This is a genomic window from Morganella morganii (assembly GCF_019243775.1).
Taxonomy (GTDB): Bacteria; Pseudomonadota; Gammaproteobacteria; order Enterobacterales; family Enterobacteriaceae; genus Morganella; species Morganella morganii.
This window is the reverse complement of the sequence record NZ_CP069157.1, coordinates 2145198-2171195: the sequence shown is the minus strand read 5'-3', so window position 1 is coordinate 2171195 and position 25998 is coordinate 2145198. Positions and strand designations below refer to the sequence as shown.

General features: G+C 46.0%; 36 protein-coding genes and 1 pseudogene. 35 read left to right on the top strand and 2 right to left on the bottom strand.

Going from position 1 to position 25998, the window contains the following annotated elements; genetic code table 11:
• The first annotated feature begins 122 nt into the window (after positions 1 to 122).
• From JL661_RS18425 to JL661_RS10545, 7 genes are read left to right on the top strand one after another with little or no spacing between them, the layout of a single operon-like run.
• Positions 123 to 509 (top strand): replication protein, encoded by a 387-nt coding sequence (locus JL661_RS18425; RefSeq protein WP_247718660.1) that lies wholly within the window; start codon positions 123 to 125, stop codon positions 507 to 509.
• Positions 475 to 915 carry a hypothetical protein gene (locus JL661_RS18735; protein WP_487250680.1) on the top strand — a complete coding sequence of 147 codons (441 nt, stop codon included), beginning with the start codon at positions 475 to 477 and terminating at the stop codon, positions 913 to 915. Before JL661_RS18425 ends, JL661_RS18735 begins: the two co-directional genes overlap by 35 nt.
• Entirely contained in the window at positions 915 to 1643 is a 729-nt protein-coding gene (locus tag JL661_RS10565) for an ATP-binding protein (RefSeq protein ID WP_062772560.1), read from the top strand. The genes JL661_RS18735 and JL661_RS10565 overlap by 1 nt, the downstream gene beginning before the upstream one ends.
• Positions 1644 to 1674: 31 nt before the next feature.
• Positions 1675 to 1881, top strand: coding sequence for a hypothetical protein (locus JL661_RS10560; RefSeq protein ID WP_062772562.1), 207 nt, complete (start codon positions 1675 to 1677; stop codon positions 1879 to 1881).
• Positions 1881 to 2234, top strand: coding sequence for a hypothetical protein (locus tag JL661_RS10555; protein WP_062772565.1), 354 nt, complete (start codon positions 1881 to 1883; stop codon positions 2232 to 2234). Before JL661_RS10560 ends, JL661_RS10555 begins: the two co-directional genes overlap by 1 nt.
• A complete protein-coding gene (locus JL661_RS18685) occupies positions 2231 to 2446 on the top strand; it encodes a Lar family restriction alleviation protein (protein WP_062772567.1) in 216 nt (71 codons plus the stop codon). Before JL661_RS10555 ends, JL661_RS18685 begins: the two co-directional genes overlap by 4 nt.
• Positions 2443 to 2892 carry a NinB/YbcN family protein gene (locus JL661_RS10545; protein WP_062772569.1) on the top strand — a complete coding sequence of 150 codons (450 nt, stop codon included), beginning with the start codon at positions 2443 to 2445 and terminating at the stop codon, positions 2890 to 2892. Before JL661_RS18685 ends, JL661_RS10545 begins: the two co-directional genes overlap by 4 nt.
• Positions 2893 to 2919: 27 nt before the next feature.
• Here JL661_RS10545 and JL661_RS10540 read toward each other — a convergent pair whose 3' ends face one another.
• Positions 2920 to 3360, bottom strand: coding sequence for a universal stress protein (locus tag JL661_RS10540; RefSeq protein ID WP_062772572.1), 441 nt, complete (start codon positions 3358 to 3360; stop codon positions 2920 to 2922).
• Positions 3361 to 3418: 58 nt separating this feature from the next.
• Between JL661_RS10540 and JL661_RS10535 the strand changes: the two genes are divergently transcribed.
• From JL661_RS10535 to JL661_RS10515, 6 genes and pseudogenes are all read left to right on the top strand, one after another.
• Entirely contained in the window at positions 3419 to 4018 is a 600-nt protein-coding gene (locus JL661_RS10535) for a recombination protein NinG (protein WP_062772575.1), read from the top strand.
• A gap of 366 nt (positions 4019 to 4384) precedes the next feature.
• Entirely contained in the window at positions 4385 to 4822 is a 438-nt protein-coding gene (locus JL661_RS10530; RefSeq protein ID WP_062772579.1) for an antiterminator Q family protein, read from the top strand.
• A gap of 375 nt (positions 4823 to 5197) precedes the next feature.
• A complete protein-coding gene (gene cspE, locus JL661_RS10525) occupies positions 5198 to 5410 on the top strand; it encodes a transcription antiterminator/RNA stability regulator CspE (RefSeq protein WP_004242341.1) in 213 nt (70 codons plus the stop codon).
• Positions 5411 to 5419: 9 nt separating this feature from the next.
• A complete protein-coding gene (gene ymcF / locus JL661_RS18420) occupies positions 5420 to 5560 on the top strand; it encodes a cold shock small protein YmcF (RefSeq protein WP_223302381.1) in 141 nt (46 codons plus the stop codon).
• Positions 5561 to 5636: 76 nt separating this feature from the next.
• Positions 5637 to 6567, top strand: a pseudogene (lpxL, locus tag JL661_RS10520) (LpxL/LpxP family Kdo(2)-lipid IV(A) lauroyl/palmitoleoyl acyltransferase).
• A 156-nt stretch (positions 6568 to 6723) separates the two neighbouring features.
• Positions 6724 to 7485, top strand: coding sequence for a tetratricopeptide repeat protein (locus JL661_RS10515; RefSeq protein ID WP_218480969.1), 762 nt, complete (start codon positions 6724 to 6726; stop codon positions 7483 to 7485).
• Positions 7486 to 7730: 245 nt separating this feature from the next.
• Here the strand turns inward: JL661_RS10515 and JL661_RS10510 are convergent, their stop codons facing one another.
• The gene (locus JL661_RS10510) at positions 7731 to 8171 is read right to left on the bottom strand and encodes a universal stress protein (protein WP_062772582.1); all 441 of its coding nucleotides are present in this window, start codon (positions 8169 to 8171) and stop codon (positions 7731 to 7733) included.
• A gap of 306 nt (positions 8172 to 8477) precedes the next feature.
• On the opposite strand from JL661_RS10510, the gene JL661_RS10505 reads away from it, so the two are divergent.
• The 22 genes from JL661_RS10505 (at position 8478) to JL661_RS10405 (ending at position 25975) form a co-directional block, all read left to right on the top strand.
• Positions 8478 to 8936, top strand: coding sequence for an Hsp20 family protein (locus tag JL661_RS10505; RefSeq protein ID WP_004242347.1), 459 nt, complete (start codon positions 8478 to 8480; stop codon positions 8934 to 8936).
• Between the two features lie 769 nt (positions 8937 to 9705).
• Positions 9706 to 9915 carry a hypothetical protein gene (locus JL661_RS10500; RefSeq protein ID WP_015422643.1) on the top strand — a complete coding sequence of 70 codons (210 nt, stop codon included), beginning with the start codon at positions 9706 to 9708 and terminating at the stop codon, positions 9913 to 9915.
• A 669-nt stretch (positions 9916 to 10584) separates the two neighbouring features.
• Positions 10585 to 10776 carry a phage holin family protein gene (locus JL661_RS10495; RefSeq protein WP_004240322.1) on the top strand — a complete coding sequence of 64 codons (192 nt, stop codon included), beginning with the start codon at positions 10585 to 10587 and terminating at the stop codon, positions 10774 to 10776.
• The gene (locus JL661_RS10490; RefSeq protein WP_036424740.1) at positions 10769 to 11245 is read left to right on the top strand and encodes a lysozyme; all 477 of its coding nucleotides are present in this window, start codon (positions 10769 to 10771) and stop codon (positions 11243 to 11245) included. Before JL661_RS10495 ends, JL661_RS10490 begins: the two co-directional genes overlap by 8 nt.
• Entirely contained in the window at positions 11227 to 11385 is a 159-nt protein-coding gene (locus JL661_RS10485) for a hypothetical protein (protein WP_169802103.1), read from the top strand. Before JL661_RS10490 ends, JL661_RS10485 begins: the two co-directional genes overlap by 19 nt.
• Positions 11382 to 11759: a hypothetical protein gene (locus tag JL661_RS10480; RefSeq protein ID WP_004242351.1), complete on the top strand. Its 378-nt coding sequence runs from the start codon at positions 11382 to 11384 to the stop codon at positions 11757 to 11759. Before JL661_RS10485 ends, JL661_RS10480 begins: the two co-directional genes overlap by 4 nt.
• On the top strand, positions 11677 to 11898 hold the full coding sequence (gene lysC, locus JL661_RS18680) for an Rz1-like lysis system protein LysC (RefSeq protein ID WP_064483764.1): 222 nt from the start codon (positions 11677 to 11679) through the stop codon (positions 11896 to 11898). Before JL661_RS10480 ends, lysC begins: the two co-directional genes overlap by 83 nt.
• A 481-nt stretch (positions 11899 to 12379) precedes the next feature.
• Positions 12380 to 12895, top strand: coding sequence for a lipocalin family protein (locus tag JL661_RS10475; protein ID WP_036421931.1), 516 nt, complete (start codon positions 12380 to 12382; stop codon positions 12893 to 12895).
• A 269-nt stretch (positions 12896 to 13164) separates the two neighbouring features.
• Positions 13165 to 13362, top strand: coding sequence for a hypothetical protein (locus JL661_RS10470; RefSeq protein WP_004242354.1), 198 nt, complete (start codon positions 13165 to 13167; stop codon positions 13360 to 13362).
• Between the two features lie 2 nt (positions 13363 to 13364).
• Entirely contained in the window at positions 13365 to 13892 is a 528-nt protein-coding gene (locus JL661_RS10465; RefSeq protein WP_004242355.1) for a terminase small subunit, read from the top strand.
• Between the two features lies 1 nt (position 13893).
• Positions 13894 to 15378, top strand: coding sequence for a terminase large subunit (locus JL661_RS10460; protein ID WP_062772585.1), 1485 nt, complete (start codon positions 13894 to 13896; stop codon positions 15376 to 15378).
• 1 nt (position 15379) lies between these two features.
• On the top strand, positions 15380 to 16759 hold the full coding sequence (locus JL661_RS10455; protein WP_062772588.1) for a DUF4055 domain-containing protein: 1380 nt from the start codon (positions 15380 to 15382) through the stop codon (positions 16757 to 16759).
• A gap of 36 nt (positions 16760 to 16795) precedes the next feature.
• Positions 16796 to 17824 carry a structural protein gene (locus JL661_RS10450; RefSeq protein WP_225310115.1) on the top strand — a complete coding sequence of 343 codons (1029 nt, stop codon included), beginning with the start codon at positions 16796 to 16798 and terminating at the stop codon, positions 17822 to 17824.
• A gap of 65 nt (positions 17825 to 17889) precedes the next feature.
• Positions 17890 to 18576 carry a hypothetical protein gene (locus tag JL661_RS10445; protein WP_004242361.1) on the top strand — a complete coding sequence of 229 codons (687 nt, stop codon included), beginning with the start codon at positions 17890 to 17892 and terminating at the stop codon, positions 18574 to 18576.
• Positions 18577 to 18581: 5 nt separating this feature from the next.
• Positions 18582 to 19562, top strand: coding sequence for a major capsid protein (locus JL661_RS10440; RefSeq protein WP_062772595.1), 981 nt, complete (start codon positions 18582 to 18584; stop codon positions 19560 to 19562).
• A gap of 24 nt (positions 19563 to 19586) precedes the next feature.
• Positions 19587 to 19964: a DUF7370 family protein gene (locus JL661_RS10435; protein WP_004242363.1), complete on the top strand. Its 378-nt coding sequence runs from the start codon at positions 19587 to 19589 to the stop codon at positions 19962 to 19964.
• Position 19965: 1 nt separating this feature from the next.
• Positions 19966 to 20307 carry a hypothetical protein gene (locus JL661_RS10430; protein ID WP_062772597.1) on the top strand — a complete coding sequence of 114 codons (342 nt, stop codon included), beginning with the start codon at positions 19966 to 19968 and terminating at the stop codon, positions 20305 to 20307.
• A 1-nt stretch (position 20308) separates the two neighbouring features.
• Complete coding sequence (locus JL661_RS10425) at positions 20309 to 20677, top strand: hypothetical protein (protein WP_004242365.1); 369 nt, start codon at positions 20309 to 20311, stop codon at positions 20675 to 20677.
• Entirely contained in the window at positions 20674 to 21045 is a 372-nt protein-coding gene (locus JL661_RS10420) for a phage tail termination protein (RefSeq protein ID WP_036421933.1), read from the top strand. Before JL661_RS10425 ends, JL661_RS10420 begins: the two co-directional genes overlap by 4 nt.
• Positions 21046 to 21109: 64 nt before the next feature.
• Positions 21110 to 21865 (top strand): Ig-like domain-containing protein, encoded by a 756-nt coding sequence (locus JL661_RS10415; protein ID WP_062772599.1) that lies wholly within the window; start codon positions 21110 to 21112, stop codon positions 21863 to 21865.
• 50 nt (positions 21866 to 21915) lie between these two features.
• Complete coding sequence (locus JL661_RS10410; protein ID WP_049241817.1) at positions 21916 to 22608, top strand: DUF6246 family protein; 693 nt, start codon at positions 21916 to 21918, stop codon at positions 22606 to 22608.
• A gap of 43 nt (positions 22609 to 22651) precedes the next feature.
• Positions 22652 to 25975 (top strand): tape measure protein, encoded by a 3324-nt coding sequence (locus JL661_RS10405; protein WP_062772602.1) that lies wholly within the window; start codon positions 22652 to 22654, stop codon positions 25973 to 25975.
• The last annotated feature ends 23 nt before the right edge of the window (positions 25976 to 25998 follow it).

Sequence of the window (25998 nt, the reverse complement as noted above, 5' to 3'; positions counted from 1 at the left end):
TACTGTATCAATAGCCAGTGTTGTTGAAAAGAGGGAAACATAAAGTTTCCCTTTTTTGATACAGCAAATAACGGAGTAATTATACATGAAAGTAATTACGAAACAAAGATATGGAGGTCGCTATGAATACAGCGGAAGTGTATGAATTCCCTGTTAAGCAGGAGCAATCACGAGTGGCAGACCTGGACGATGGTTACACTAAACTCGCCAACGAACTGCTGGAGTCTCTCTCATGCTGCAACCTGACGGCCAGACAGTTCCGGGTAATGTTGGCACTGATCAGAAAAACATACGGGTTCGGGAAGAAAAATGACCGGATAACAGATTCTCAGCTGGCAGAAATTACCGGCCTGTCCCGGCAGAACGTTAACAAGGTAAAGAACGAATTAATTTCAATGAATTACATTGTGAAAGATGGCAATAAGATAGGGGTAAACAAAGAGGTTTCGGCGTGGAAAAATCAACTTAGAGACAGTGTCTCTAATCTGGAGACAAAAAAAAGTCTCTAAGTTAGAGACAAACAATGTCTCTGGTTTGGAGACACACAAAAGAAATACTTTAAAGAAAAAAGAAAATATATATACCCCTATATCCCCTAAACCTGAAAAACCGGCCAAGTCAGAACCGTTTGATGCAAATGCACACCCGCTGCCTGACTGGTTGAGCCGTGATACCTGGGCGAACTGGGTTACCTACCGGAAAGACCTGAAAAAACCGATCAGGACAAAACAGACACTAAACGGGCTGATATCCAGACTGACTAAATTTTACGAGGCTGGGTATACACCTGAGAGCGTAATCGACGAATCGATATCAAACGGCTGGACTGGCTTGTTTATGCCGAAATCACCACCAACACGGCAACGCATTGTCCAGCCTAAACGTGTTCAGCAATTCATACCGGAGGACTTCTGATGGCAACAGCAGCGCAGACTCTGGCGCGGTTTAACCGCATGAAGCCGAAGCACATCAAGCCAAAATTCACGAATGCTGCTGAGCTGATGGCGTGGCAGCGTGAGCAGGGCGCTATCGATGCGAAACGGATTGCTGACGAAAACCGTGTGGCTCGACTGCATAAAATCATGGGGCGTTCCGGTATCAGCCCGTTACACCAGGAATGCACGTTCGATAACTACCAGGCGATAACGCAGGAACAGCAGCGGGCTCTCAGTAAATCACAGCAGTACGCAGCTGAGTTTGGAAAATCATTTGGCGGGTTTATTTTCAGCGGCAACCCCGGTACCGGTAAAAACCATCTGGCAGCGGCTATCGGCAACCAGATAATCCGGAACGGGAAAAGCATTCTGATTGCCACTCTGCCGGACCTGATGATGCGTGTCCGTGAGACATACCAGAAAGGGGCAAAAACTACTGAGTCGCAGCTGATCAGCGACCTGTGCGAAGTGGATTTACTGGTGCTGGATGATGTCGGCGTACAGCGTAATAACCTGAACGAAGAGCTGATTATCTTCCAGGTGGTAGACCGCCGGTCATCGAACAAGAAGCCGGTAGGTGTGCTGACCAATCTCAATTTTGACGAACTGACAAAAGCATTAGGTGATCGGGTTATTGACCGCCTGAGAATGGGTTCGCCGACCGTTATCAATTTCACATGGGAAAGTTTCCGCAGGCAGGTTAAGTAGCGTCATAACCCAGGACAGAAGGATTTTGGTTATGGAACCAACGGATTTTGAAAAGTGGTGTGCTGGGGAAATGGGGTACACAGTCGAATACATCATGAATAAACGGAGAAAAGATTTTTTCGGCATCACTGGGTATAAATTGAGCGAGATTGATATCAGATATCGTGCATACATGGCCGGAGCTCGCAGCATACTTCCGGATCAGACTCAGACACCGCCACAACCACCGGAGGAGTGATGAAGTATTTCAAAAAATACCCGGTAACTCTCAGGCACTTTATTGACAGGCCGATTTATGCTGCCGCCGCCGGTTATGACTTCAACCTCTTCGACTGCATGGCGTTTACGGCGCACACCTACGTTAAGTTTCTGAAGGATTCAAAATGGCTTTTTTGGCTTGATACAGAAATCAGAGAGCTACCATTCACTGCGATAACACTGTTTACCATGATTTTCATTGCAGTGACTACGCCGTTCATTTATCCGATCTATGGTGTGGCTACATACGTTATGTGCAGGAGAGCGCAAAAAGTGCAGCACACCGAAATCATCGACAGGAACATTACCGGCTGGTTAATGAGGTTCAAATGACAGAGAAAACGCAGGAGTTACTGAGCTGTCCGTTTTGTGGATGTGCTGATATCACGATACACAGCCCCAGCAGTCACGGACTTACGTTGTTTGGTATTGCGTGTGACGAATGTGGTGCGCGGATTAAGCGGTTTGATGAATTGGAAGCAATAGCTGCGTGGAATCGAAGAGTCGCATTTACAAAGTACGAAAAAAGCAGGGAGGTTAATTGACAGATGATATCTGTCTCCATAAATCCAATCTCAAAGGTATTCTCAAAACTCTCTCAGAAGTAGCTGAAACCGGTAAACGGTATCGAATCAAAATCACCGAATGGCGTGACCTCCGGACAATCCCGATGAACAAGACATGGCGCATGTGGATGGAAACCACGGGCGACTGGCTGCGTGCACGCGGTGTGGTTATTGATATCCGGAACGGAGCTGGAGAGGTGGTTATATCGAAGCCGATAACCAATGAAGAAACTCACGAATACTTTGTCGGTTACTGGCTTGGCCGGAATGAAAACGGAGAGCGTGAAAAAACCAGCAGAATGGATAAAGTACGGATGCTCTACATGATGGAGAAACATGAACAGTGGTGCATTGAGAAAGGGATACCGATCATCATTCCCAGAGAATCAGAGTATATGAAATTAAAAAATAAGCAGGAAAAATAGAAAGCCCGCCGGGGCGGGCTACCGGCGTCAACGGACAACTAAAACCGAGGTTTTTGCGTAGCGGACTACAGATGCAGCTGTGGAACCAAGCAGGTATTTCGTTGTGATATTCGGCGCTCTGGAACTGACAACAATCAAATCGGCCTGAATTCTTTCGGCAACATTCAGGATCCCATCTCTCGGCATCCCGACAACAGCATGAAAGTGAAGCCTGTCTTCCGGGAGATTAAATTTAGAAACTTCGTTTTTAAGATTAAGTTTGGCTTGTTCCAGACGCTGATTATCATCCATGAACTTTTCTTGCTCGATGCCATATGCAAATCCGATAAACATCGTATAACTGGGGATAACAACTAAAAAATGGATATGAGGGTCATTAATTTTTGAAAGTGACTCTATATGTGGAATGACGTGTTTAATCAGGGTTTCGTTAGAAGTATCAATAGGTACCAGAATACTTTTATACATATGTCCTCCCGAAATTTATTTTCAATCCGTATTAAGCATAGAACAAAAAGAGGTAGCTGTGGCAAGAACACTTAGGCGGAAATGCAAAATCTGCCGGGAGTGGTTTCACCCAAAATTTAGTAATGAGTGGTGGTGCAGTCCTGAGCATGGTGCTGAGTTGGCAATAAAACGACGAAGCAGGGAAAGGGAAAAGGCTGAAGCAAAATTAAGAAAGGAGCAGCAGCAAAAAGAACGTGAAGCAAAAGATAAATTAAAAATCCGCAAGTTAGCAGTAAAACCCCTCTCATATTTCGCAAAACAAGCACAGACCGCATTCAACGCATACATCCGGGAAAGGGACAAAGACCAGCCGTGTATCAGTTGTGGGCGTCACCACGCAGGTCAGTATCACGCTGGGCACTATCGAACCACCGGGGCCAATCCGGAACTGCGGTTTGATGAGGATAACGTCCATAAGCAATGTGCCCCATGTAATAACCATCTATCAGGAAACATCGAAAACTATACGCTGCGGCTGATTGAGAAAATCGGCCAGGAACGCTTCGACCGTCTGATAGGGAAACATGAATTGCCGAAGTGGAAGCGGGAAGACTACGAGCGCATCCGGGATGAGTACCGGCGGAAACTGAAGGAACTTAAATCATTATGTTGGAGTTAGGAAAGGCCTTTGTCGCGTGGGCTATATCAACGCTCCTGTGGCTTCCTCTCGTTTATGTCTGGTACAGGAGAACCATGAGGATCATTTCAGCGCAAGAGAAAGGACATGCCTTTACTGTCAGATTTACAGCTATCAGGGAGTTGGGAGTAAACCGGCATGTTTAACCAAGACACCCGGTGTGAAAGACATGTTATCTGCAACGGCGTGCTGATGACCAAAACCAAGATGAAAGGCAATCAGGGGAAAGAGCAATGAGAGACGAACATTGGATTAACTCTACTCTTCAGGGCAACTATGCAGGAAGTATCATTTCCGTTTTATCGGAAGATATTAAATCTCATAGCCTACAAAATAACGAGGTGATGTATGCGTGATATTCACCAGGTGTTAGAGCGGTGGGGGGCTTGGGTTGTTGATAATCAGGAATCAGTATATTGGTCACCAATTGCTGCTGGGTTTAAAGGGCTGATCCCTGAAAAAATTAAGAGTCGGCAATCATGCAGCGATGATGATGCTCTGGTGATATCTGGCATTATGGCAAAATTGAATATCCGCAACAGTGATATGCATGATCTGCTTTTTGACTACTATGTTTTCGGCAAAACGTTTATCCAGTTGGCGAAGAAATACGGGTGCTCAGACACTCACATAGGGAAAAAACTCCAGAAGGCAGAAGGGCTGGTGGAAGGAATGCTCATAATGGGAGATGTAAAACTGGAAATGGACGGTACATCACATCGTGGAGGTATGCGGACGTTTATGAACAAATTACATGATTTAAAAATTAGTGCTTTACGATCGTAAAAAAGACGCTATTGTGATCAGAGTTATTTCTGTGTCGTATTGATTACAAACTGAAACCCCGTTTTTACGGGGTTTTTTTATGTTGATAAACAGATAAGATAATTTGTTAAAATCAGTCGTGATTTACGTGTAGTGATACGTAATATCTGAGGGATAAAATAATAAAGTTTGCTATTTGTGATCATCTGTGGCTTAATAGCGTCACTGGTTTGGAAGTACAGGCCTATTTATGCTAGTCAGTTTAAAGTCGTTCACCATTTAGCGTTATCCCCGATACCACTTCATTGCGAATTCCTTCTAATTAATTCCCATAAGTAAAAATAAAAAACAAACCTCATATGCCTTATGGCAATCAAAAAAATTAAAGGAAATTCTATGTCTAATACAATGACTGGTTCAGTAAAATGGTTTAACGAATCGAAAGGTTTTGGCTTCATTACCCCAGCTGACGGCAGCAAAGATGTGTTTGTTCACTTCTCTGCGATCCAGAGCGACAGCTTCAAGACATTATTTGAAGGTCAGAATGTTACTTTCAATATTGAAGACGGGGCAAAAGGTCCGTCTGCATCAAATGTGGTGGGTCTCTAAGGCGCACCAATGATAATAGCACTGTTTTTTCAGTGCCCCTGTTGCAGTGGAACACAATACCGGACTTCGCACTTTGATGTTTCCGCATCAAATCCGCATGGAGCAAAATGCATTTTTTGTAAAACGGTGATGCTGTTGTCCAGGCAATAGAAAAAACTAAATCCCAAGGCCTGATAATATTATCAGGCCTTTTTATTATGCAGTAATTATTACTTATCAGGAAAAAATGTACTCTCTGAATAAATTTTCTATCAGGCTTCTTCACCCAAGGTACATATTAACCTGGATTGGTATCCTATTACTTTTCTGTTTGGTTCAGATGCCTTATCCATGGCTTGTGTTTTTAGGCGATAAGTTAGGTCGTTTTTCTGGTTTGTTCCTGAAAAGGCGGGTATCCATAATTAAAAAAAAATTTAGAATTATGTTTTCCTGACAGAAATAAAATCCAGATAGAGAGTATGGTCGCAAGTAATCTGTCATCTTTAGGGATTGCATTATTTGAAACCGGTATTGCCTGGTTCTGGAATGACAAAAGAATTAATGAAATATTTAGAGTAAAGGGTTGTGATAATTTCAATGATGTATATGACAAAAATAATGGTGTTTTAATTATTGGTATTCATTCCATGTCACTGGAACTTGGGGGCCGAGTTATGGGGCTGTGTTTTCCTGTAAATGCTATGTATCGTCCCCACAACAATAAAGCAATGGAGTATATACAAACAAGATGCCGAAGCCGTTCCGGAAGCGGGATGATCGACCGTAAGAATCTGAAGTTTATGGTATCGGAACTAAAACGCGGGCAGGCTATTTGGTTTGCTCCGGATCAGGACTTTGGAACTAAAGGTACTATCTTCGCCCCTTTTTTTTTGGTAGCTAATGCTTCTACATCAAAAGGAGTGGCAGCTATAGCCAAATTATCGAAATCGCCGATACTTACTGCAACGATGATAAGAAATAATGAAAGTGGTAAGAGGCCTTATGAATTAATAATTGGTAAAGAAATTGCTGATTTTCCGTGTGGAGATGACCTGGCAGATGCTGAGAAACTAAATCAGATTATTGAGGCAGAAATCATGCATGCTCCGGACCAATACTTGTGGGCACACAGAAGGTTTAAGACCAGACCTCCGGGAGAAAATTCTCTGTACAAATAAGTTACAAAGATTGTCATTGGGTGCCCTATACCCATTACTTATGAGCTGAAACCTCACAATCGCAGTTATTTATGTCTGCAATTTTTGTTTTTGATATGATTTCCGTTAACTGCAAAACGGGAACTATTATGAAAAAAATATTGTTGTGCCTTTTTTTTGATTCACACGGATACTGCATACTCAGCGAATTGTGAGCTCGATACTCAGGATTCGGCATTATGCGAGGCGGCAAATGGTGGTGACGCTGGTGCCCAGGTTACAATCGGATCTTATTACTACTACGGTAATGGTGCTCCCATAGATTATAAAACGGCGGCTGACTGGTATACAAAAGCTGCGGTACAGGGTAATGAGTACGCACAATATTCTCTGGGGGAGATGTATTTTCAGGGGGAGGGAGTGCAACAGGATTACCGGCAGGCTATTGAGTGGTTTCATAAATCAGGTGAGCAGGGAAATGCTGGTGCTCAGTTTCGTCTTGGTGCTATCTATGAAGACGGTGATGGAGTTAATCCGGACTTTTTAAAAGCGGCAGAGTGGTATAAGAAAGCAGCTGAACAGGGAAATGCATTTTCTCAATACCAGCTTGCGAAAATGTATTATTACGGGAAGGGAATAGAACAGAATTACCGCGTTGCAGCGGAGTGGTATAAGAAAGCGGCCGATCAAAAATATGCATTTGCACTGGCAAAGTTGGCAGAGATGCATCTCTCTGGTGAAGGCGTTGAAAAAAGCCAACCAAAGGCCGAGTCATTGTATGATGAAGCATGTTTTGGTGGGTTTCAGTCGGCATGTGACAGCCTTGCGAAGCTGAATAAAAAAAAACCAGCACTAATTATTTTCAATCAAATAATTTTTGTAAGTTCAGGCAATTTTTACATTCAGGCTAAATGTGTAAATATGCGGTTTGATTGTTAAAAATTATATTAAAGGTTATTTTCGTCGCCTATCTACTAATGACGGCTAATAAAAATTATGTATTTAATTGAATAATATGTGTTTTTACATCTTAGTCTGGTGTGTATCGATAACTTACAGGTTTAACTCTTCTGAGCTGTTTACATGTTCGGTCATTCTGAACAGCTAAATACTTCGGTATGATATGGACAGTATTGAGTGTCATAATTGTATATGAAAAAGCCCGCTATGGCGGGCGATATGTATTAGCGGACAATCAGGACGGATGTTTCTGCATAGCGGACTACAGCTGATGCAGTAGACCCAAGTAGATATTTGGTTGAAATATTTGGTGATCTTGAGCTGATGATTATTAAATCAACGTGTATTTTTTCTGCGGTAGTCAAAATCCCATCTATCGGAGTGTCAAGAATTGCATGATAATGAACCCGATCTTCCGGAAGATTAAATTTTGAAACTTCATTTTTAAGGTCAGCTTCTGCTAACTTCAATCGTTGATTATCTTCTGTAATGATTTCTTTTTCTATGCCGTATGAAAGGCCGATAAACATTTTGTAGCTTGGTATAACGACTAAAAAATGTATGTGCGGGTCATCAAACTTTGAAAGAGATTCGATGTGAGGGATGACATGGTTAACCAGTGCTTTATTAGAAGTGTCAATCGGTACCAGAATATTCTTATACATACTTTTCTCTCCGGTTTGCTTTTCACTATAAAGTATAGGACATTATTGATTATCGGAGGTAAATTATTGAGTAACAGGGGGCAGCTTTAGTAGATTGTCTATTACCCTATAAATTCAAATGCCTTTTTAACTATTTTTATGCTGTAAAATCTGAGGTTGGTTGCTGGTCACGAAGTGATTTTTGTAAAGAAATGTAAATGAGTCATTGAAAGTCAAGATCTCATCCCTATATAAATAACGCATCAGGGTAAGTTATACCATGATGTGTATTTAAAAAGAATAAATTGAAATACTGAAGGAGGAATTATGCAGAACATTAGTTCTTTTTCATTATTTCCGGCATTATCTGATAGTTTGCTGTCAAATCGCTTTGACCAGATGGACCGTTTATTCAGTCAACTTACGGGCAACAGGCCAATAACCTCAGAACATCCATATAACCTGAAGCAATTAAATGATGCGCACTATCAACTGACGGTTAGTGTTCCCGGATACAGGGAAGATGATCTTGAGGTATCATTGAAAGGTGGCAAACTTAGTATTCAGGGTAAACAACCTGCAGAAGTAGTTAATGAATCAGAGAAATGGGTACACCAAGGGATATTAAAAAGCCAGTTTTCATTAGAATTTAACCTTGGTAAGAATGTCAAAATTCGGAATGCAGAATTATCCTGCGGATTGCTGACATTGGATATAGAGTATGAAATTCCGGAAGAAGAAAAACCACAGTTGATAGCTATTGAAAATAAAGATATAAAGGCTTAGTTTCTGATTTTTTGTTCCAAACCCGCCAATATTGGCGGGTTTTACAAGGCCTGAAAATTACAGTCCTAACATAATATATAATGCACCGTTGTTAATAGTATTTTGTGGATTAAAGGTATAACTACGGTGTAAGCCTCACTTCGGTGAGGCTTTTTTATTTTTCCAACTTGTAAGAATGGCTTTCATGTTAGGTTTTCCGAAGTTTCCGAGGGCCGTATGTTTGGTTATTCCGAATAACTGGATACTTGCTGTGAGACTCTGGTAGCGCAGGTCAGTTCGGTTGAACTGAATCAGTTTCTTATTTCAGATGCAAAAAAAGCCGGTTTGGGAATAACCGGCATAAGGAATAAGCGACATTATTTTATGGAAATTTCATTACCTTTTTATTATAGCGTAATAGTATGTATTTACACGTAATATAATTAAAAAAAATTAACCATGGTGAGATGTCTTGTTTTGATTATCATTCAGAATGATATGAAGGGACTCGTTTACCGGTATAGGTTTTCATGCTGGCAATCTTAAATTTGCTCTGTCTGTATTAAATATAGTGCAAATCCGGTGGTAAGGAAGAAGGTGATGTGATCGGCGGGGTCCGGAACAAAACTGAAAGCCGTACTGAAGCATAACCGCTGGATATTGGGTGTCGGGATGGAAGTGGGGTGGTTTGAGCAGGCTAAGGTCGAAATCAACAGTTTTTTTAATTTTTAAAATTCTTGTCAGGGTGTTATCCATATTTCTGTGAATAAAAGAATAACAGGCGGGGTATATGGATTATTTTTTGACGTTACCGGGCAGCGATACTTGTTCTGTTCTGCATAAAAAGGCATGTCCGAAATTACAACAGGCAAAAAGTACAGTGTATGTTGGATACTACTGGGGAGAGCACGCTGCAGTTCAGCAGGCTATCGTTGTGGCAAGAGGGGCAGTGGTTTTATGTCCGTTATGCATAAACCAGCATGATGAAGAGACTCAGTGATAATCTTACAGGCTCAACTCTCCGGAGTTTCCGGATAGCTCACATGTTCGGTTATTCCGAACAACTGATTATCACGCTGTAAAAGTTTGGTGTGGATGCGTAGTTAGATTAAATAATCAGTGGTTTTTATATCTATGATAAATAAGTCAAATAGCTTTGTTTATTGATTTTTCTATAGCTCTGCATTCAGGACTGTTTCCGTCAACCTGGTCTATTTTGCCTGGCTGGTTCCCTTCCGGAGTATCCATTTTTATTACGCATGCATCCTGACCGGTTTGGTGTTTGATTTTTGGTGAGCACCCCGTAGCTAAAAGAAAAGGTACGATAATTAATAATGTTCCAGCCTTATACATGTCAGTTAACCCCATATTGCAAACTATCAGAGCCTGATGCTATCAGAGTAAAAGGGTGAAATAAAAAATATTTCATAAATTTCAAAGGTCGCCATGTGCGGTCTTTTTTATTGCCCGCAACAATAAGAGCATTGGAATACGACAGGCTCATTACCTAATCTGTATTCGGTCACGGTGCTCTTCTTATTGCTTTCCCGCCGCTGGTGGGATTCCGAATAATGCCGCAGCCACCTTACTTTAACCTGTTTAAAATATATAACTCGGTTGCGGCATTTCCCTATCACTCAACATACGGAACACTCCGCAGGGGGTGGATATGCGCATGTCTGACAAATATTCCAGCCCTACAGCATACGCCTGGGGACTTATAACCTCTGCCTTTGGCGTTTTATCTCTGGACCAGTGGGCTATTGTTGCCGGGATCATCTGTACTGTCGGGACGTTCCTGGTTAACTGGTATTACAAACGGAAGGAATTCCAGCTGAAAGCCGGAGAACATCATGAATAACCGATTATTTAAAAAAGTCATGGCCGCTTGTGCCGTCGGGGCGATTGCCGGTGCGCTGGTGCTGATCCCCGCGTATGAGGGTGTTGAGTACAAACCTTACCGTGATGTGGCTGGGGTGCTCACCGTATGTTATGGCCATACAGGTAGTGATATTCAGCCCGGCAAGCTGTATACGGATGCTGAATGTAAGGCGCTGCTGCATAACGACCTGACGAAAGTCCGGCGCGCGGTTGACCCGATGATCAAAGTGCCGATTGATGACAATACCCGGGTGGCCATCTATTCATTTGTCTACAACGTCGGCCCCGGCGCGTTCTCGCGCTCCACTATGCTGCGCAAACTCAATGCCGGTGATATCGCCGGGGCGTGTGACGAAATGAAACGCTGGACATTTGCTGGTGGTAAGCAGTGGCAGGGTTTGATTAACCGGCGCGAAACGGAGAAAGCGGTATGCCACGGAACCCTTTAGTGCTGCTCATCATTGCTATCATCCTGCTGACGGCCTGCCTGTTGGCGGGTTGTTATCTGTATTCACTCGATACTCACTGTAAGTCACTGCCGGGTAACCCGCTGGACGGTGTGATCTGTTATGAGTGTGAAGCGCCATGAACTGGAAAGAAACGGTAATTGCCGCGCTGTTTATTGCTGCTGTCTGGTGGGTATATGACATTTACCGGGATAACCAGCAACTGAAGGTGAATAACACAACGTTGTCCGGACAGCTGTCAGCACAACAGACGATAAACACCATCACGCTTTCAGCCGTTGCCATCAGACACCGCGTGGCATTCGACAACATCAAAGCCAAACAGGAAGAGGGCACGGAGAATGTCAAATTTAAGACTGTTATCAGGACAGTATTTAAGGACAGCGAATGCGCTGTTGCTCCTGTTCCCGCTGATGCTGTTAGTGAGTTGCGGAAATACGCGGACGGAATACGTTCCCGCGCCGGTGGTGCCGATACCGCCACAATTGACCGCTGATTGTCCGCAGCCGGTTATTCCTGATGAACTTACCTACGGCGATGTAATCCTGTTGCTGGCTGATGCCATGAAGTCGATAGCTGACTGTAATCACGATAAGCGGTCAATACGGGAGATAGAAGCGGAGAGAATGAAGTAAAAAAAGCCCCCCATGACGAGGGGGCATATATAAAAGATTCAGGATATTTTTATTGTGATCTTCGGGTTGAGTATATCCCCGATAATTCCGTAATTACAATATGCGGAACAAATAAAAAATGCCCTGTAAGAACAGGGCAAATAGGCAATTGATAAAGAATATTTACTCTAACTACGATGCTCAATATACAGGCAATTTTGCTGGTAAATCAATAGTACCATTGCTAAATGGCGGGGCTTTTTACGAATGTGATTCATTAAGATAAAGTGAATCATATGTCAGGCGTTTATGGTGTTGGGTAAAGTATTACCTTACCTGCAGGAAATCAGCCATGCATCCAGCCAGAACCTTCCTATAGATCCGCTTGTGTATCGATGGTATTGAGACAAGGGTAATGACTACAGCTGAATATCGAATAGATCGTACAAACACATTTTTTATGCGAAAGTATCTCATTGGTTAATAACTTGATGAGGTTATGATGCAGATAAAGTCAGTTTTTATGTTTTTGGGCATGTTTCTGCTTAATGGATGCAGTGTCAAGGTACCCAAAGATATAACCCCGGTTAAACCTTTTGATTTATCTCATTACTTAGGTGACTGGTATGAAATTGCCAGGATAGATAATCGTTTTGAAAAAGGCTTAAGCAAAGTTACAGCTAACTATTCTCTTCGTGATGATGGTGGTGTCAAGGTTATCAACAGGGGTTGGGATGCGAGTAACAATAAATGGAAAGAGAGTACCGGAAAGGCCTATTTTGTTAACTCAGCTGATACTGGGGCGTTAAAGGTATCTTTCTTCGGACCTTTCTATGGAGGTTACAATATTATTAAGCTTGATGATGACTATCAGTACTCACTGGTTGTTGGCCCCGATAAAGATTACCTGTGGGTGTTGTCACGAACACCAGCTATGCCGCCAGAGCTGTTAAATGAGTATCTCAGCTTTGCTGGTGAACATGGTTTTGACAGAGAAAGAATACTTATATTTCAATAAAATTATATTCCGGTTTATTCCCCGGGATACTGAATGGACTGAATATTAAATATTTCAGCAAATAAAACACAACAACCCGCTCCGGCGGGTTTTTTATTACCTGCGAGCCGCCGATCTCCTCTGCCACATTAGCCACGACCAGTGCCACTCCTCACAGCGAGCGTGTGGGCATCCAGAATAATCGGCAACACCGGGATAAAGACCCCCTCATATGCGGCGACACCAGCCGTGGTGGAAGAAATGGTGAACATCAATCAACTGAGGTGGACATGACTGAAAAATACGAAGTCACAGCAACCAAGAAGGACGGTACGACATATCACGGACTGACAACAATGAAAGAGCCCCGCATTACTAACGGACTGATTGGTATTTCTGGTCTGGATGGCTCATGGACATATACCGCACCGGATGAAATCAGCGACATCAGATACATTCCGGTGGTTGAGGAAAAGAGCAAGAAATAATTATGGCACTCACAGATAAACAGGAAATGTTTTGTCGTGAGTACCTCGTAGATTTGAACGCCACACAGGCGGCTATTCGTGCGGGGTACAGTGATAAAACTGCGCGAAGTGTCGGGAATGAAAACCTGACAAAACCTGACATCGAAAAACGGATTCAGGAATTAATGAGCAGCCGCAGTGAGCAACTTAAGGTTGATGCTGAATATGTGCTGAAGCGCCTGGTTGAAATAGACCAGATGGATGTTCTCGACATTATGACCGATGACATGAGCATAAGGCCGGTCTCCGACTGGCCTGCATCATGGCGGCGCTACCTGAGCGGCTTCGACCTTGCTGATATGTTTGAAGGACGTGGTGAAAATCGGGAAATGATCGGCATCCTGAAGAAAATAAAATGGCCTGACAAGGTCAAGAACCTTGAATTGCTCGGTAAGCACATATCTGTCCAGGCATTCCGGGACCAGATTAAAAGCGAGCATGATGTTGTCGGCACTCTCTCTGACCTGATGGACGAACTATCGGGCAAATAATATGAAGCCAGAGCATTTAGCGTTACTGCGTAATAAGCAATGGCGTCTGAATAATCTGTACTGGATCACCGATAAAGAAGGTCATCCGGTTCGCTTCAAAATGACGCCTGAGCAAACAGAATATTTCGAAGGCATCCACAACCGCAATATCATTCTGAAAGCCCGTCAGCTTGGATTCACGACTGAGGTCTGCATTATCCAGCTTGACGCGGCCATATTTGAATCAGCTAAGTGCGCACTGATAGCGCACACCCTGCCGGATGCAAAACGCCTGTTCCGGGAGAAAATCAAATACGCCTACGAGCGCCTGCCGGACGAAATCAAAGCAGCCAATCCCGCGAGTAATGACTCTGCCGGTGAACTGGTGTTCAGCAAAGGCGGCTCGGTGACTGTGTCCGTGTCGTTTCGTGGCGGTACGCTGCGCTACCTGCACGTATCGGAGTTCGGGAAGATATGCGCCAAGCAGCCAGAGAAAGCCCGTGAGATTGTCACAGGGGCGTTTGAGGCGGTATCAACGGAATGCTTCACGACGATTGAGAGCACGGCAGAGGGTCGGGCCGGTTATTTCTTCGATTATTGCCAACTGGCTGAAAAAGCACTGATGCAGGGCAAAACATTATCTCCACTGGACTGGAAGTTTTTCTTTTTCTCTTGGTGGAAGAATCCGCAGTACGCAATCGACCCTGTTGAGCAGATACCGCAACGCCTGACTGACTATTTTGATGAGCTATCAGGCAAATATGGAATCACGCTCAACGACCGGCAGAAAGCCTGGTACTACGCCAAAGAAAAAACACTCGGCGACGATATGAAGAGGGAATACCCGTCGATACCGTCAGAGGCATTTCAGCAGTCTGTGGATGGTGCGTATTACGCCAAGCAATTCCGCTGGCTGTACGAGAATAAACGCATTGGCGAAATCCCTGATAACTCACACCTGCCGGTGCATACTTACTGGGATATCGGTGTGGGTGACTCAACGTCAATCTGGTTTGTGCGTGAAGTCGGTGAAGAATTTCACATCATCGATCACTACTCAAACAGTGGCGAAGGTCTGCGGCACTACATGAAAGTACTGAAAGACAAAGGCTATGAATATGCCAGCCACAACGGGCCGCATGATATCGACAACCGCGAGTTCGGTTCAGACGCGAAATCACGCCGGGAACTGGCGCAGGAAGGGTACGAAATTGACGGGCAAACCTACTCCATCCGCTTTGAGGTGGTGCCGAAGCTATCCGTTGATGAGGGTATTGAGGCAGTGCGCGAAATCCTGCCGCTCTGTGTATTCGATGAGAACAAGTGTGGCGAAGGCATTACCCACCTTGAGGCGTACCGGAAAGAATGGGATGACAAACGCGGGTGCTGGAAAGATAAACCACTTCACGACTACACATCACACGATGCTGACGGATTCCGTTATTTTGCGGTCAGTCGCCGCAACGTCAAACGTCTGACAAAGTCTCTGACATTCAACTGGAACTGACATGAATACAAACGTGGATTACAAACATCCTGCATACACCGAATTTTTACCGGAATGGAATATGATCGGGGACTGCGTTGACGGTGAGCGCGTAGTGAAAAGCCGCGGTGAAAAGTACCTGCCGCACCCCGCAGATAAAAAGCGGGATGACGATGATGGTGAGCGATACAAAAAATATCTTCTCCGTGCTTCGTTTCTGAATGCAACCGGACGAACATTAAGCGGATTACTCGGTATTGCATTCAGTAAGCCGGTAAAAATCAGTATATCGGGTGGAACAAAGAGTCTTGAAGCTGATATTGATGGTCAGGGGCAACCATTGACTCAGATGATCCGCGATGCATTGTCTCAGGTATTGCAGCGTGGCCGTGCCGGACTGCTCAGTGATTTCAGTGGGGCAGGTATCCAGACTGAGGCAGACAAAGGCAGACCATACGTCCGGTTGTTTACGGCGAAGGAGATTATCAACTGGCGGGTCACCGGCGGGAAAACATCACTAGTTGTTGTGAAATATCAGGAACCGGTTGAGTCTGATGATTTTGAACTGCAAATGCAGGACCGCTGGATTGAGTTACGTCTGATCGACGGGTTGGCACACTCAAGGCGGTGGCAGAAGGACAGTGAAATCAGCTCTGGCGAGTGGATAAAATTCACTGATGCGCAGGGAAAGCCGCTTTCTGAGTTGCCATGGTCGTGGATTGGGTCAAAAAACAATGACCATACTCCTGATGCGCCACCACTGGCTGACATAGCTTATATGAATATAAAGCATTACCAGATTGAGGCAGATATTGCAGAGTCAGCACACACTATCGGTCAGCCGATGGTTGCGCTGTCAGGCCTGACAGATGACTGGGTGAAAAACCACATGTCAGGCGGGTTCACAGTCGGTTCCCGCAAAGGAGTGTTGTTGCCTCAGGGTGGCGATATGAAGTTTGCACAGCCGGAAGAACGCACCATGCAGATTATTGTGGCAGAGCGCCGGGAAAAGCAGATGGCAATGCTGGGAGCAAAGCTGGTTGAGCGAGGCTCATCGGCGAGAACAGCAACACAGGCACTGGATGAAGCACAGACGGATAACTCTGTTTTATCGTTGAGCGCCGGTAATGTTGAGCAGGCTTTTAATCGTGCGCTGGCTTTCTGTATTCAGTTTGCCGGAGCTGGAGAAGCTTCTGTTGAACTCAATAAGACATACGAGATTGCGCAGTTTGATTCGGCAGCAATTACTGCACTTCTGGCATCTGTGCAGTCCGGCAATATGCGGATTGTAGATTTTATCCGGTATATGCAGGGGGCGAACCTTGTTCCGCAGGATGAGAAACCGGAGGATGTAGCTGAAGAGCTTGGGTTGATCAGAGGTACAAATATGCTGGGAGTATAAAATATGCGGCCGGGTCTCATTTTTGATAATGCACTGATGATTCAGATTATGCTGGAAAGGCTCAAATCATCAACTGCTGACACACGTGAACTGGTGTCAGATATTCGCGCTGCTGTAGCATCTGCATTATCCGGATATTCCGGTAGTGTTTCCTCAGTCAGCAGAGCGAAATCAATTGCGCTGGCGCTGAGAAAAACGCTGAAGCCAGTTCTTTCCGGTTATTCTGACAGGTTACTTGATGACATTATCAACGCCGCTGTTGTGATGGCAGACGCTGAATATCACGGGTTTAACTCACTGGTAAAAAACGTTAATCCGGCTGATGCTGACAAGGTGCGCAGAGATGTGCAAAACATACCGCTCTCTCTGACGGGATGGAACAGCTCCCTGTTTCTCGCCAAATTCATTGAGTCGTGGGCCGATACAGCCATGCAGCAGATAGAGAATCAGGTGGTGATATCGTTGTCGTCAGGCGGGGATGTGGCTGACCTGCAATCGGCTATTAACGGAACCTCAGCGGAACCGCTGATAATCGCAGCGGCAGTGGTTGGCAGGGTGGTCAGGGGATTTCAGACTGTTGCCAGAACGACATTACAACATGCTCACAGTGTGGCGGCGACGGATTTCTATAAAGAGAATTCTGATCTGATTAAGTATGAGGAATTCAGTGCAATACTGGATAACAAAACATCGGCAGTGTGCCGTTCTCTGTCCGGCCGCTGTTATCCGCTTGGTAAAGGACCGAGGCCTCCGCTTCACCCTAACTGCCGTAGTCGCTTGCTCCCGGTGCTTGATGAAAAATATGCAGACTTGTTTGTCACAGAGCCGGTCGGTAATTCTGAATGGGGCGAAGAAACTTATTATGAGTGGCTTTACCGCCAGCCAGCGAACAGGCAGGACATTGTGCTTGGTAAGACCAGGGCGCAGTTATTCCGTGAGGGCGGGTTATCACCGGAACGATTCGCAAAATTACAACTCGATAAATACTTCAGACCAATAACACTGAAGGAACTTCAGAAAATCATACCCGATGCCTTCAGAAAGGCCGATATCGAACTCAAATGACCCGCTCCGGCGGGTTTTTTATTACCTGTAGTCAGTGACTACACCATCAAAACCAGAGGTTGACGATGTTTAAGTGGAAATTAACCAAAGAAGAATTTGACGTGCTGACTGAAGAGCATAAGGCCATGTACAAAGAAGCCGGTGACGGATACCAAATCCAGATTGACGGCATGCCTGACATCCCGGATGTGTCCGGCCTTCAGAAGAAAGTCGATGAACTGTTATCTGAGAAGAAATCAGAACAGGAAAAGCGCCGTCAGGCTGAAGAAGCCGCAAAGAAAGCTGCAGAAGAACAGGCCCGTAAAAACGGTGATATCGAATCACTGGAAAAGAGCTGGGCTGAAAAACTCAGCACCCGCGAAAAAGAGTTACTGACACAGTTACAGGAAAAAGATGCCAGCCTGCAAAAACTTTTGGTTGATAACGTCGCGCAGTCGCTGGCGACAAAACTTGCGGGTGATAGTGCCGCGCTGATTGTGCCGCATATCAAATCACGCCTTGCCGTTGAAGATGGTAAAACCCGCGTGGTGGACGCAACTGGGCAACTATCAGCTCTGACTATCGATGAGCTGGAAAAAGAATTCAGAAATAATCAGTTATTTGCGCCGGTCATTATCGGCAGTAAGGCAACCGGAACCAGGGGTGACGGAGGCAAAGACAAATCACCTGCCGGAGGCAGTGATAAACCCAAAAGTGTGAATCCATTGGTGGATCGCGCACGTGAAATCATTGCAAAAAATACAGAGGCATAAGATTTATGACATTGCATATTTTTCAGCATCAGGTATCTCTGGCAGCGACAGAGCTGGTGGCTCAGGCAGTACAGCAGTTTAATGAAGCATCCGGCGGTGCGCTGGTTTTCGGTGATGGTGACCATATTGGTGATTACATTGAGCAGACATCATGGCAGTTACTTGGTGGTCTGGCACAGCGTCGTAATGCATACGGATCAGGTAATCTTACACCGCAGGAGTTAGGGCAAATTCTCGACCGGATGATTAAGGTCGATGGTCGTATCGGGCCGGTATCTGTCACTCCGACGATGATGAAGCGCCTGGGTAAAGACGTATCAGAAGCGGCAGCGGTGGTGTCTGCTCAGGCAGCAGAAGCGATGCTGCAGGATTATCTGAACACTGCAGGTGCGGCACTGAAAGCGGCAATCTCCGGCAACGCAGCGGCAGTTACTGACCTGATAGCAACAGGAAGCGCACCATCACTGCGCGGGCTAAACAAAGGCACCCGCCCGTTTGGTGATGCGTATTCCCGTATTATCGCCTGGCTGATGGACGGTGCAACGTTCAATGACTTTATGGACGAAACACTAACCAACTCCAGTAACCTGTTCCAGATTGGTAACGTGGCCATCAAGCAGGACGGATTCGGGCGTCGTTTTGTAATTTCTGATATTCCGTCTCTGTCTGAAGGTAATAAGCAGCATTCACTCGGTCTGGTTACCGGTGCAGCTGCTGTACAGACCTCACCGCTGATCATGAAAGCGCAGGACGTTCTCGGACAGGAAAACATTAAGGCTCTGATGCAGGGGGAATATGATTTCACCATCGGTTTGCGTGGTTATCAGTGGGCGAAGGACAGTATCAAGTCACCGACTAACGAACAGGTAGCCGCAACTGATAACTGGAAACAAATTGCTGCAAGCATCAAAGACACTGCCGGGGTTATGGTGACATTCGGTAAAGATGCTGATGCAGGCGGTAAGGCTGCTAAATCTGCGAAGTAATCGCAGTAATAATCCGGAGGTGATATGGCAGTACAAATCAGTCCGGAGCAGATAGGCGAGCAACTGGAAATGATGGGGTTTGAGGCTCCTGATTTTGCGGTTGCCGCCGCATTATCTGTAGTGGACAGCATTGACGGATGCCTTGATAAGGCAGGGTATACGGATGCGGTGATGACGCTTATCAAGGTGTATTCCGTCATCCTCATCCTGTCTGCGGCTGATGTCCGTAAAATTGCATCAGAACATGCACCGTCCGGTGCTTCAGTTTCGTACCAGTATTTTGCTGACGGCAGAAAATCGTTGCTGAAATTGTTATCCGCACTGGATACCGCCGGATGCACAGATAACCTGCCTATTGACCGGCCGGTCAGCATTATTCAGTTTGACGTGAACCGGGGGTGATATGGGTAAAATCCTTCGCCGGTTCTGCAAGGGATGGGCAACTATCTGGAAGATTGAAGGCAAAGACAGTTACGGCAAGCCGAAATTTTCAGAGCCCATTCATATCCGGTGTGACTACGGAAGCAGGATGAGTGACGGAACAAAAACGGTAGGCACTGAAATTGTCATCAAAAATGTCATCTGGACGGAATACAGCGAAGCCACACAAGATGATTACATCGCTATCGGCAAGCATGACGGACAAGATCCGTTCGTGGCCGGAGCCAGCAGAATCAAAGCTGTTGACCGTGACCGCGATATTAACGGCGGCAAAGATGACTACACTCTAACAACGGCGGTGTGACATGGGAGCAAGAGTAATCGGTATTAACCGTGCTGTTGCTGACCTTAATGCGCTGGTCGGTAATATCACGTCAAAAAAAGTCAGCAGGGCCATGCATCGTGCGCTGGATATCGGCGGCAGACAGGCTGCGGTATACACACCGATTGATACAAAGACACTGATCAACTCTCAGTTCCGTGGTGTGGAGGTGAAAGGAACGCTGTTTACCGGGCGTGTAGGTTACTCAGCATCCTATGCCGTTTTCGTTCACGACCCGAATGTGAAGCAGAGCTTCCGCAGGCCGACAGCGAAGAAAGAATTCCTCACTAAAGGCTTTGAGGAAACACAGCAGATGATTGACCAGGCTGTCGCGGAGGAGATGCGCATATGACCACCACTGAGCAGGTTAAGCGTTATTTTTCCGAGTCAGGGCTGTCTGACGGTTTTATCATCCAGGACTATGAGTGGTCAGAATCCGGCGGACATGACCATGATGCGTACATGGTTTTTCAGCAGCGGGACGGAACCGGAAGAATCAATGATCTTGGTGGTGATGATTTTTTCACTGTGTCGTTAATTTCTGGCAAGGGCTGGGTTGAATTCGTCGCTCAGAGAGCCTATGCAATACTTGATTATGTCAGGTGCCATGCTCAGTCTCATGGTCTTAATTTCATCATCAATACATCCGGGTTCGTGAATCCGGTTCAGACGGCAGAGGGGAGGTATTGGATTCCCCTGACCTTCCGCTGCACATCCTAAACAAGCACACTTCAAACAGGTCGCTGATGCGGCCTTTTTTATTTGCAAATAAAGAGGTTATAACATGGCACAATGCCCTGATGATAAAGGCCTGGTGATGGGTAATGCGGGGGTTCTTCGCATCGCGCCCGGCTGCCCCGGTACGGTTCCTGAACAGTCAGCGTTTCTGCGTCTCGGCGCACTGACTAGTAAAGGGCTGGATTACGGTACTGAAACGGTTACTTCCAAAGCAGACGACACAAAAGGGCTGGGCGAAGCCATCGTGACCGGTCTGGATTTAACCATTAAGTTTGATGGCGAGCTGAAGCGCAAAGGTGCTGATGGTTCCACGTCTGCTTTTGATATCGCCAAAGAAATCCTTGCTGAAGTTAAGGCCAGCCGTCAGCCGTCATATTGGGTGCAGCTCGACATGAAAGGTGATGGCAGTGATGTGATTCAGGGGTATATGAACTTCACATCATGGTCGATGGAGTTCCCTACCAAAGAAATCTCCACGTACTCCGGTGAACTGAAAGTCGCAGACGCTGACAGCTTTGAATGGCTGCAGGAAGAAATCGTGGTTCAGAGCATCGCAGCCAACCCCGCGACACTGACTGTGAAAGCCGGTGAAACGGCAACATTCACGGTCGGATTTAATCCGGTTAACGCGACAAACAAAAATTACGAGGTGGTCAGCGATAAGCCTAACTTCGCTACCGTCAGTAAGCTACTGAATGTTGTCACTGTCACCGGTGTCGCAGCCGGTACCGCGAATATTACAGTCACATCGGAAGATGGCAGTAAGACGGCGAAATGTGTCGTTACAGTCACTGCGGCCTAAATATTACAAAGGGTATCTCCGGATGCCCTTGATAATGTTCAGGAGGATATATGACACCGCGTTTAGAATACGGCGAGATAGTGATATCCACTGCCGAAAATGATTACCTGTTCCGCCCGTCGCTGGATGCCATGACGCGAATCGGTGAGCCTAAAGAGATTGTGAGTGCGTTTACGCGATTAAATGGCTCAGAGGTACAACAAATTATAGCGTCTGCCGTAGACGCTTACGGAGTGGTTCCTGAATGGCTGATTGCACTGTTAAATAAACCGGTTTATGGGCGCAGCATTTTATCGACAGCAATGGACGTGATGCAGGCATGTTGTAACGATGACTGTTCTGAGGTTATCGGTGAATGGCGGGTTGGCAAATCCGGCATGGTGTACCGGCGCGGCGCTATGCATTATCGCGATATCATCCTGCTGGCGCGCGAGCTAATGACCCACGGCATTATCGGTAAAGCCAAGGTGCGCAAACTCCAGCGCAACGAAGGTAAAGACGAATACTCCGACGAGTTCCGCGCCGTCGATTACATCAGTGCCGCCCGTGTGCATTTCAACATCACCCGTAGCGAAGCGGAACAACTCACAATGACCGAGTTCGTGATGATGCTGAAAGTGAAATATCCGGATGAGAAAGGCTTCACGAAAGATGAGTATGAGGCTATCACCAAGGCCGATGATGCCCGTAACGATGACTTGATTAAGGGCAAGCGCCGGTTGGTGAGCAGGAAGACAGTCTAACACACCCGCCATTTGGCGGTTTTTCATTTTAAGGAGCCGGTAAATGGCAAACGTCGGTGAAATCGTATATCAGGTGCAGATGGATGTTGCTCAGTTGCTGACATCACAGCGTCAACTGGATCAGCGGCTGCGGAATATGGAAGGCAGATTTAACCGCACAACGACCGCCGTCAATGGCACTGAGCGCTCAATGGCCTCGCTGTCGCGGGTTGCCGTATCTCTGACTGCTTACTTGTCTGTATCAGCCGTTACCAGCTACGCGGAAGCTTGGACGGTGCTGAATAACAAACTCGTCAACTCCATAAAGGCCGGAGAGACGCTGGCGGTGGTGAATCAGCGCGTGTTTGATATTGCTCAGAACAGTCGTTCAAGCCTTGACGGTATCGCAACGCTGTATTCACGACTGGAAAGAGCGATGCGCAGTGCCGGGCTCAGCGGCGAAGAGTTAGGGCAGATAACCACCACTATCTCAAAGGCAATGACCGTTTCAGGTGCCACAGCAGCAGAATCAGAAGGTGCACTTGTCCAGTTATCACAGGCACTGGCATCTGGTGTACTGCGCGGGCAGGAATTTAACTCAATGAGTGAACAGGCTCCGGCACTGATGAAAGGACTTGCGGATTCACTGGGTGTCAGCATCGGCAAGCTGAGGGCGATGGCCGCAGAAGGCAAATTAACCACGGATGTACTGTTAAAAGCATTCCGTGAAATGGGACCAGCTATTGAGAAGGAGTTTGCGAATACAACACAAACAATGTCGCAGTCTCTTCAGATCGCCAGCAATAATATTACTAAATTCTTTGGCGAAAACACCACTGTTAAGACATTTATAAACATCTTCAACGACGCTACCGTATCTGCCAGCAACAATCTGGAATCACTGGCTAACGTATTGCTTATTGCAGCCGGTGTCATGGGGTCTAGATATGTTGGAGCTCTTACGCTATCAGCTACCGCTCAGGCAAAGAAAGTTAAAGAGACACTTGCCGGTATGGCGGCGACAAAACAAGCGGTCAGAGTTGAGATCGAAGCCGCCACGGCAACAATCAACAGAATTGCAGCTGAGAAGACTCTGGCTGTGACAGTTCAGCAGTCGCTGGGTGCGCAGCTGGCAGCAGCCACTACTGAAGCGCAGAGAACCAGAATTCGCCGTGAATTGGCAGTAAACTCATCAGTAATAACAGGATTAACACAGCAGGAAACCGCAGCTACAAATAGTCTCGCTGCGGCACAGAACAGACTTAACGTTGCAAGTGGGTTGGCAAGCAAAGCTCTATCCTTGATTGGTGGACCGGTTGGTGCTGCGATGTTGGCCGGAGCCGCTGTGTATTATTTTTTCCAAAAAGCTGAAGAAGCAAAAAGATCAGCACAAGAGTTTGCTGATTCACTAAATGAATTGCGTGCCAGCATGGATAAAATGTCTCGCACCGAACTGGCAGCAAAAATAGCAGATGCCAGGGACGAGCTCGAAGTTCTGACGGATGCTCAGCGCACTGCAGAGCAGGAGGTTAAAAATCTCAAAACAGCATACAAAGCATATTCTGATGGGGTATTACACTTTGGTAGTACCCAGGAGAACCTCGAAATAATATCCAGAAAATTAGCAAAAGCAGAAGCCAATCTTGAGCGCGTGCAAAATGACAGAAGCAAGACTGTGAATTTTATCAGTGCAGCGCAAGCGAAGTTAAACGGGGAATTGTTGCAGGGCGAGGAGCTGCTAAAGCGAGAGGCGAGTACTTTGCTACCTAATGCCGGAGCAGCACTTCGCGCTTACGGACTTGACCTTGACGGAGCCACAAAAGCAAAACAAAAGTTCAATTCAGCAAGCCTGAAAGTTGAATGGTCAGATGCTGGCGCTGACATGAAAAAGACGCTTGAACGTGAAATTGAAATGGCTGGAGCGAAGGATGACGTAGTAAGACGTCAATTACAGGTCAAGTATTATGTTGAAGATAAAGGGATATCAGAGCAGGAAGCTGAAAAACTTGCTGAATTAGCTGCTAAAGCTGGCGAGGCAAGCGAAGCAAAAAAAACCGGTATTAAAATATCAAGGGAGGCGGTATCCGAAGCAAAAAAAGAAGCAACAGAAGCGAAAAAACTCAAACAGAAGATAACCGACCTGGCTAATGCGACGAAAGTTGCAGAGCTGGAAACAAAAGGGCTGTCCCGCGAGGCTGCAATTCTTGAAGCAGTACAGAAGCTTGGTTCAAAAGCTAATTCCGCTCAGATCGCCGAAGTTACAGCACTGGCCGGTAAAGAGTACGACCTTACGCAGAAAATCAAAGACCGCAAAGAGGCATTTGAGCAGAACCCGCAGGCAAAAGCTGATCAGGATATGAAACTGGCCGGAGAGCAACTCGAACGGCAACTGAAAGGTAACCTCATCACCGAAGAACAGTATCAGAAACGCAGCATTGAGTTAAAAGCGGAACACGCCAGAAAAACAGCGGAAATAAATGCGAAATCTGCTGTATCTCCTGTCCAGGAAATGGCGGCTCAGGTTGATCCTGTTCAGGCGCTGGCTAATGAGCACGCTCAGAAGTTGGCATTGATTAAAAATTTTGAAAATCAGAAAGTTATTACGGCACAGCAAAGTCTTGCGCTGATAAATGCAGCAAACACTGAGTATGAGGAAGCAAGACTGAATGCTCAGTGGGAAATCTGGCGTAATCAGAGTCAGGCCAATCAGTTTCTCGCAGATGGTCTTGATGCTCTCGGTCAGCGCTCATCCAACGTACTGACAGGGCTTATTACCGGCGCACAGAGTCTTAATGATGCATTCCGTAATGTAGCATCAACCATTGTTGATGAGGCTGTAGGGGCGTTAGTTCAGATGGGGATGCAGCAGATTAAAAATATGGTTGTTGGTGAGGCCATGTCAACAGCAGCGCAGGCATCTACTGTTGCTCAGACCGTGGCAGCACAATCAGCATGGGCTCCAGCGGCAATGAGTGCTGCTATTGCAACGATGGGGGCGGCGGTTACAGCTGGTTCAGCGTCTTACATGTCAGCCATGGCGGCGAGTAAAACAATGGCTGTCGCCGGTGCCCGTTATAACGGTGGCCCCGTTGACGCTAACAAAATGTATCGCGTTGGTGAGAACGGGCAGCCTGAAATATTCAAGGCGTCGAACGGTCATCAGTACATGATCCCCGGTGACAGCGGAAAAGTAATCAGTAACCGGCAGATGGGTGGCGATGGTGGTGTCAGCATAGGGGATATGCACTTCAATTTTCAGGTTCAGGCTCCCAATGGCATGACAGAAAAGGAAGCAACAATGATAACCAGGATGGTTAAAGGTACTGTATATGACGTTCTGATGACAGAAATCAGAAGCGGTGCAATACAAGGTAATCAGCGCTATTAACAGCCACCAGTACGGTGGCTTTT

Coding starts and splice junctions, on each gene's coding strand:
- JL661_RS18425 (WP_247718660.1), top strand. CDS start 123: ATGAATACAGCGGAAGTGTATGAATTCCCTGTTAAGCAGGAGCAATCA.
- JL661_RS10565 (WP_062772560.1), top strand. CDS start 915: ATGGCAACAGCAGCGCAGACTCTGGCGCGGTTTAACCGCATGAAGCCG.
- JL661_RS10560 (WP_062772562.1), top strand. CDS start 1,675: ATGGAACCAACGGATTTTGAAAAGTGGTGTGCTGGGGAAATGGGGTAC.
- JL661_RS10555 (WP_062772565.1), top strand. CDS start 1,881: ATGAAGTATTTCAAAAAATACCCGGTAACTCTCAGGCACTTTATTGAC.
- JL661_RS18685 (WP_062772567.1), top strand. CDS start 2,231: ATGACAGAGAAAACGCAGGAGTTACTGAGCTGTCCGTTTTGTGGATGT.
- JL661_RS10540 (WP_062772572.1), bottom strand. CDS start 3,360: ATGTATAAAAGTATTCTGGTACCTATTGATACTTCTAACGAAACCCTG.
- JL661_RS10530 (WP_062772579.1), top strand. CDS start 4,385: ATGCGTGATATTCACCAGGTGTTAGAGCGGTGGGGGGCTTGGGTTGTT.
- cspE (WP_004242341.1), top strand. CDS start 5,198: ATGTCTAATACAATGACTGGTTCAGTAAAATGGTTTAACGAATCGAAA.
- ymcF (WP_223302381.1), top strand. CDS start 5,420: ATGATAATAGCACTGTTTTTTCAGTGCCCCTGTTGCAGTGGAACACAA.
- JL661_RS10510 (WP_062772582.1), bottom strand. CDS start 8,171: ATGTATAAGAATATTCTGGTACCGATTGACACTTCTAATAAAGCACTG.
- JL661_RS10505 (WP_004242347.1), top strand. CDS start 8,478: ATGCAGAACATTAGTTCTTTTTCATTATTTCCGGCATTATCTGATAGT.
- JL661_RS10500 (WP_015422643.1), top strand. CDS start 9,706: ATGGATTATTTTTTGACGTTACCGGGCAGCGATACTTGTTCTGTTCTG.
- JL661_RS10495 (WP_004240322.1), top strand. CDS start 10,585: ATGCGCATGTCTGACAAATATTCCAGCCCTACAGCATACGCCTGGGGA.
- JL661_RS10490 (WP_036424740.1), top strand. CDS start 10,769: ATGAATAACCGATTATTTAAAAAAGTCATGGCCGCTTGTGCCGTCGGG.
- JL661_RS10485 (WP_169802103.1), top strand. CDS start 11,227: ATGCCACGGAACCCTTTAGTGCTGCTCATCATTGCTATCATCCTGCTG.
- JL661_RS10480 (WP_004242351.1), top strand. CDS start 11,382: ATGAACTGGAAAGAAACGGTAATTGCCGCGCTGTTTATTGCTGCTGTC.
- lysC (WP_064483764.1), top strand. CDS start 11,677: ATGCTGTTAGTGAGTTGCGGAAATACGCGGACGGAATACGTTCCCGCG.
- JL661_RS10475 (WP_036421931.1), top strand. CDS start 12,380: ATGCAGATAAAGTCAGTTTTTATGTTTTTGGGCATGTTTCTGCTTAAT.
- JL661_RS10470 (WP_004242354.1), top strand. CDS start 13,165: ATGACTGAAAAATACGAAGTCACAGCAACCAAGAAGGACGGTACGACA.
- JL661_RS10465 (WP_004242355.1), top strand. CDS start 13,365: ATGGCACTCACAGATAAACAGGAAATGTTTTGTCGTGAGTACCTCGTA.
- JL661_RS10460 (WP_062772585.1), top strand. CDS start 13,894: ATGAAGCCAGAGCATTTAGCGTTACTGCGTAATAAGCAATGGCGTCTG.
- JL661_RS10455 (WP_062772588.1), top strand. CDS start 15,380: ATGAATACAAACGTGGATTACAAACATCCTGCATACACCGAATTTTTA.
- JL661_RS10450 (WP_225310115.1), top strand. CDS start 16,796: ATGATTCAGATTATGCTGGAAAGGCTCAAATCATCAACTGCTGACACA.
- JL661_RS10445 (WP_004242361.1), top strand. CDS start 17,890: ATGTTTAAGTGGAAATTAACCAAAGAAGAATTTGACGTGCTGACTGAA.
- JL661_RS10440 (WP_062772595.1), top strand. CDS start 18,582: ATGACATTGCATATTTTTCAGCATCAGGTATCTCTGGCAGCGACAGAG.
- JL661_RS10435 (WP_004242363.1), top strand. CDS start 19,587: ATGGCAGTACAAATCAGTCCGGAGCAGATAGGCGAGCAACTGGAAATG.
- JL661_RS10430 (WP_062772597.1), top strand. CDS start 19,966: ATGGGTAAAATCCTTCGCCGGTTCTGCAAGGGATGGGCAACTATCTGG.
- JL661_RS10425 (WP_004242365.1), top strand. CDS start 20,309: ATGGGAGCAAGAGTAATCGGTATTAACCGTGCTGTTGCTGACCTTAAT.
- JL661_RS10420 (WP_036421933.1), top strand. CDS start 20,674: ATGACCACCACTGAGCAGGTTAAGCGTTATTTTTCCGAGTCAGGGCTG.
- JL661_RS10415 (WP_062772599.1), top strand. CDS start 21,110: ATGGCACAATGCCCTGATGATAAAGGCCTGGTGATGGGTAATGCGGGG.
- JL661_RS10410 (WP_049241817.1), top strand. CDS start 21,916: ATGACACCGCGTTTAGAATACGGCGAGATAGTGATATCCACTGCCGAA.
- JL661_RS10405 (WP_062772602.1), top strand. CDS start 22,652: ATGGCAAACGTCGGTGAAATCGTATATCAGGTGCAGATGGATGTTGCT.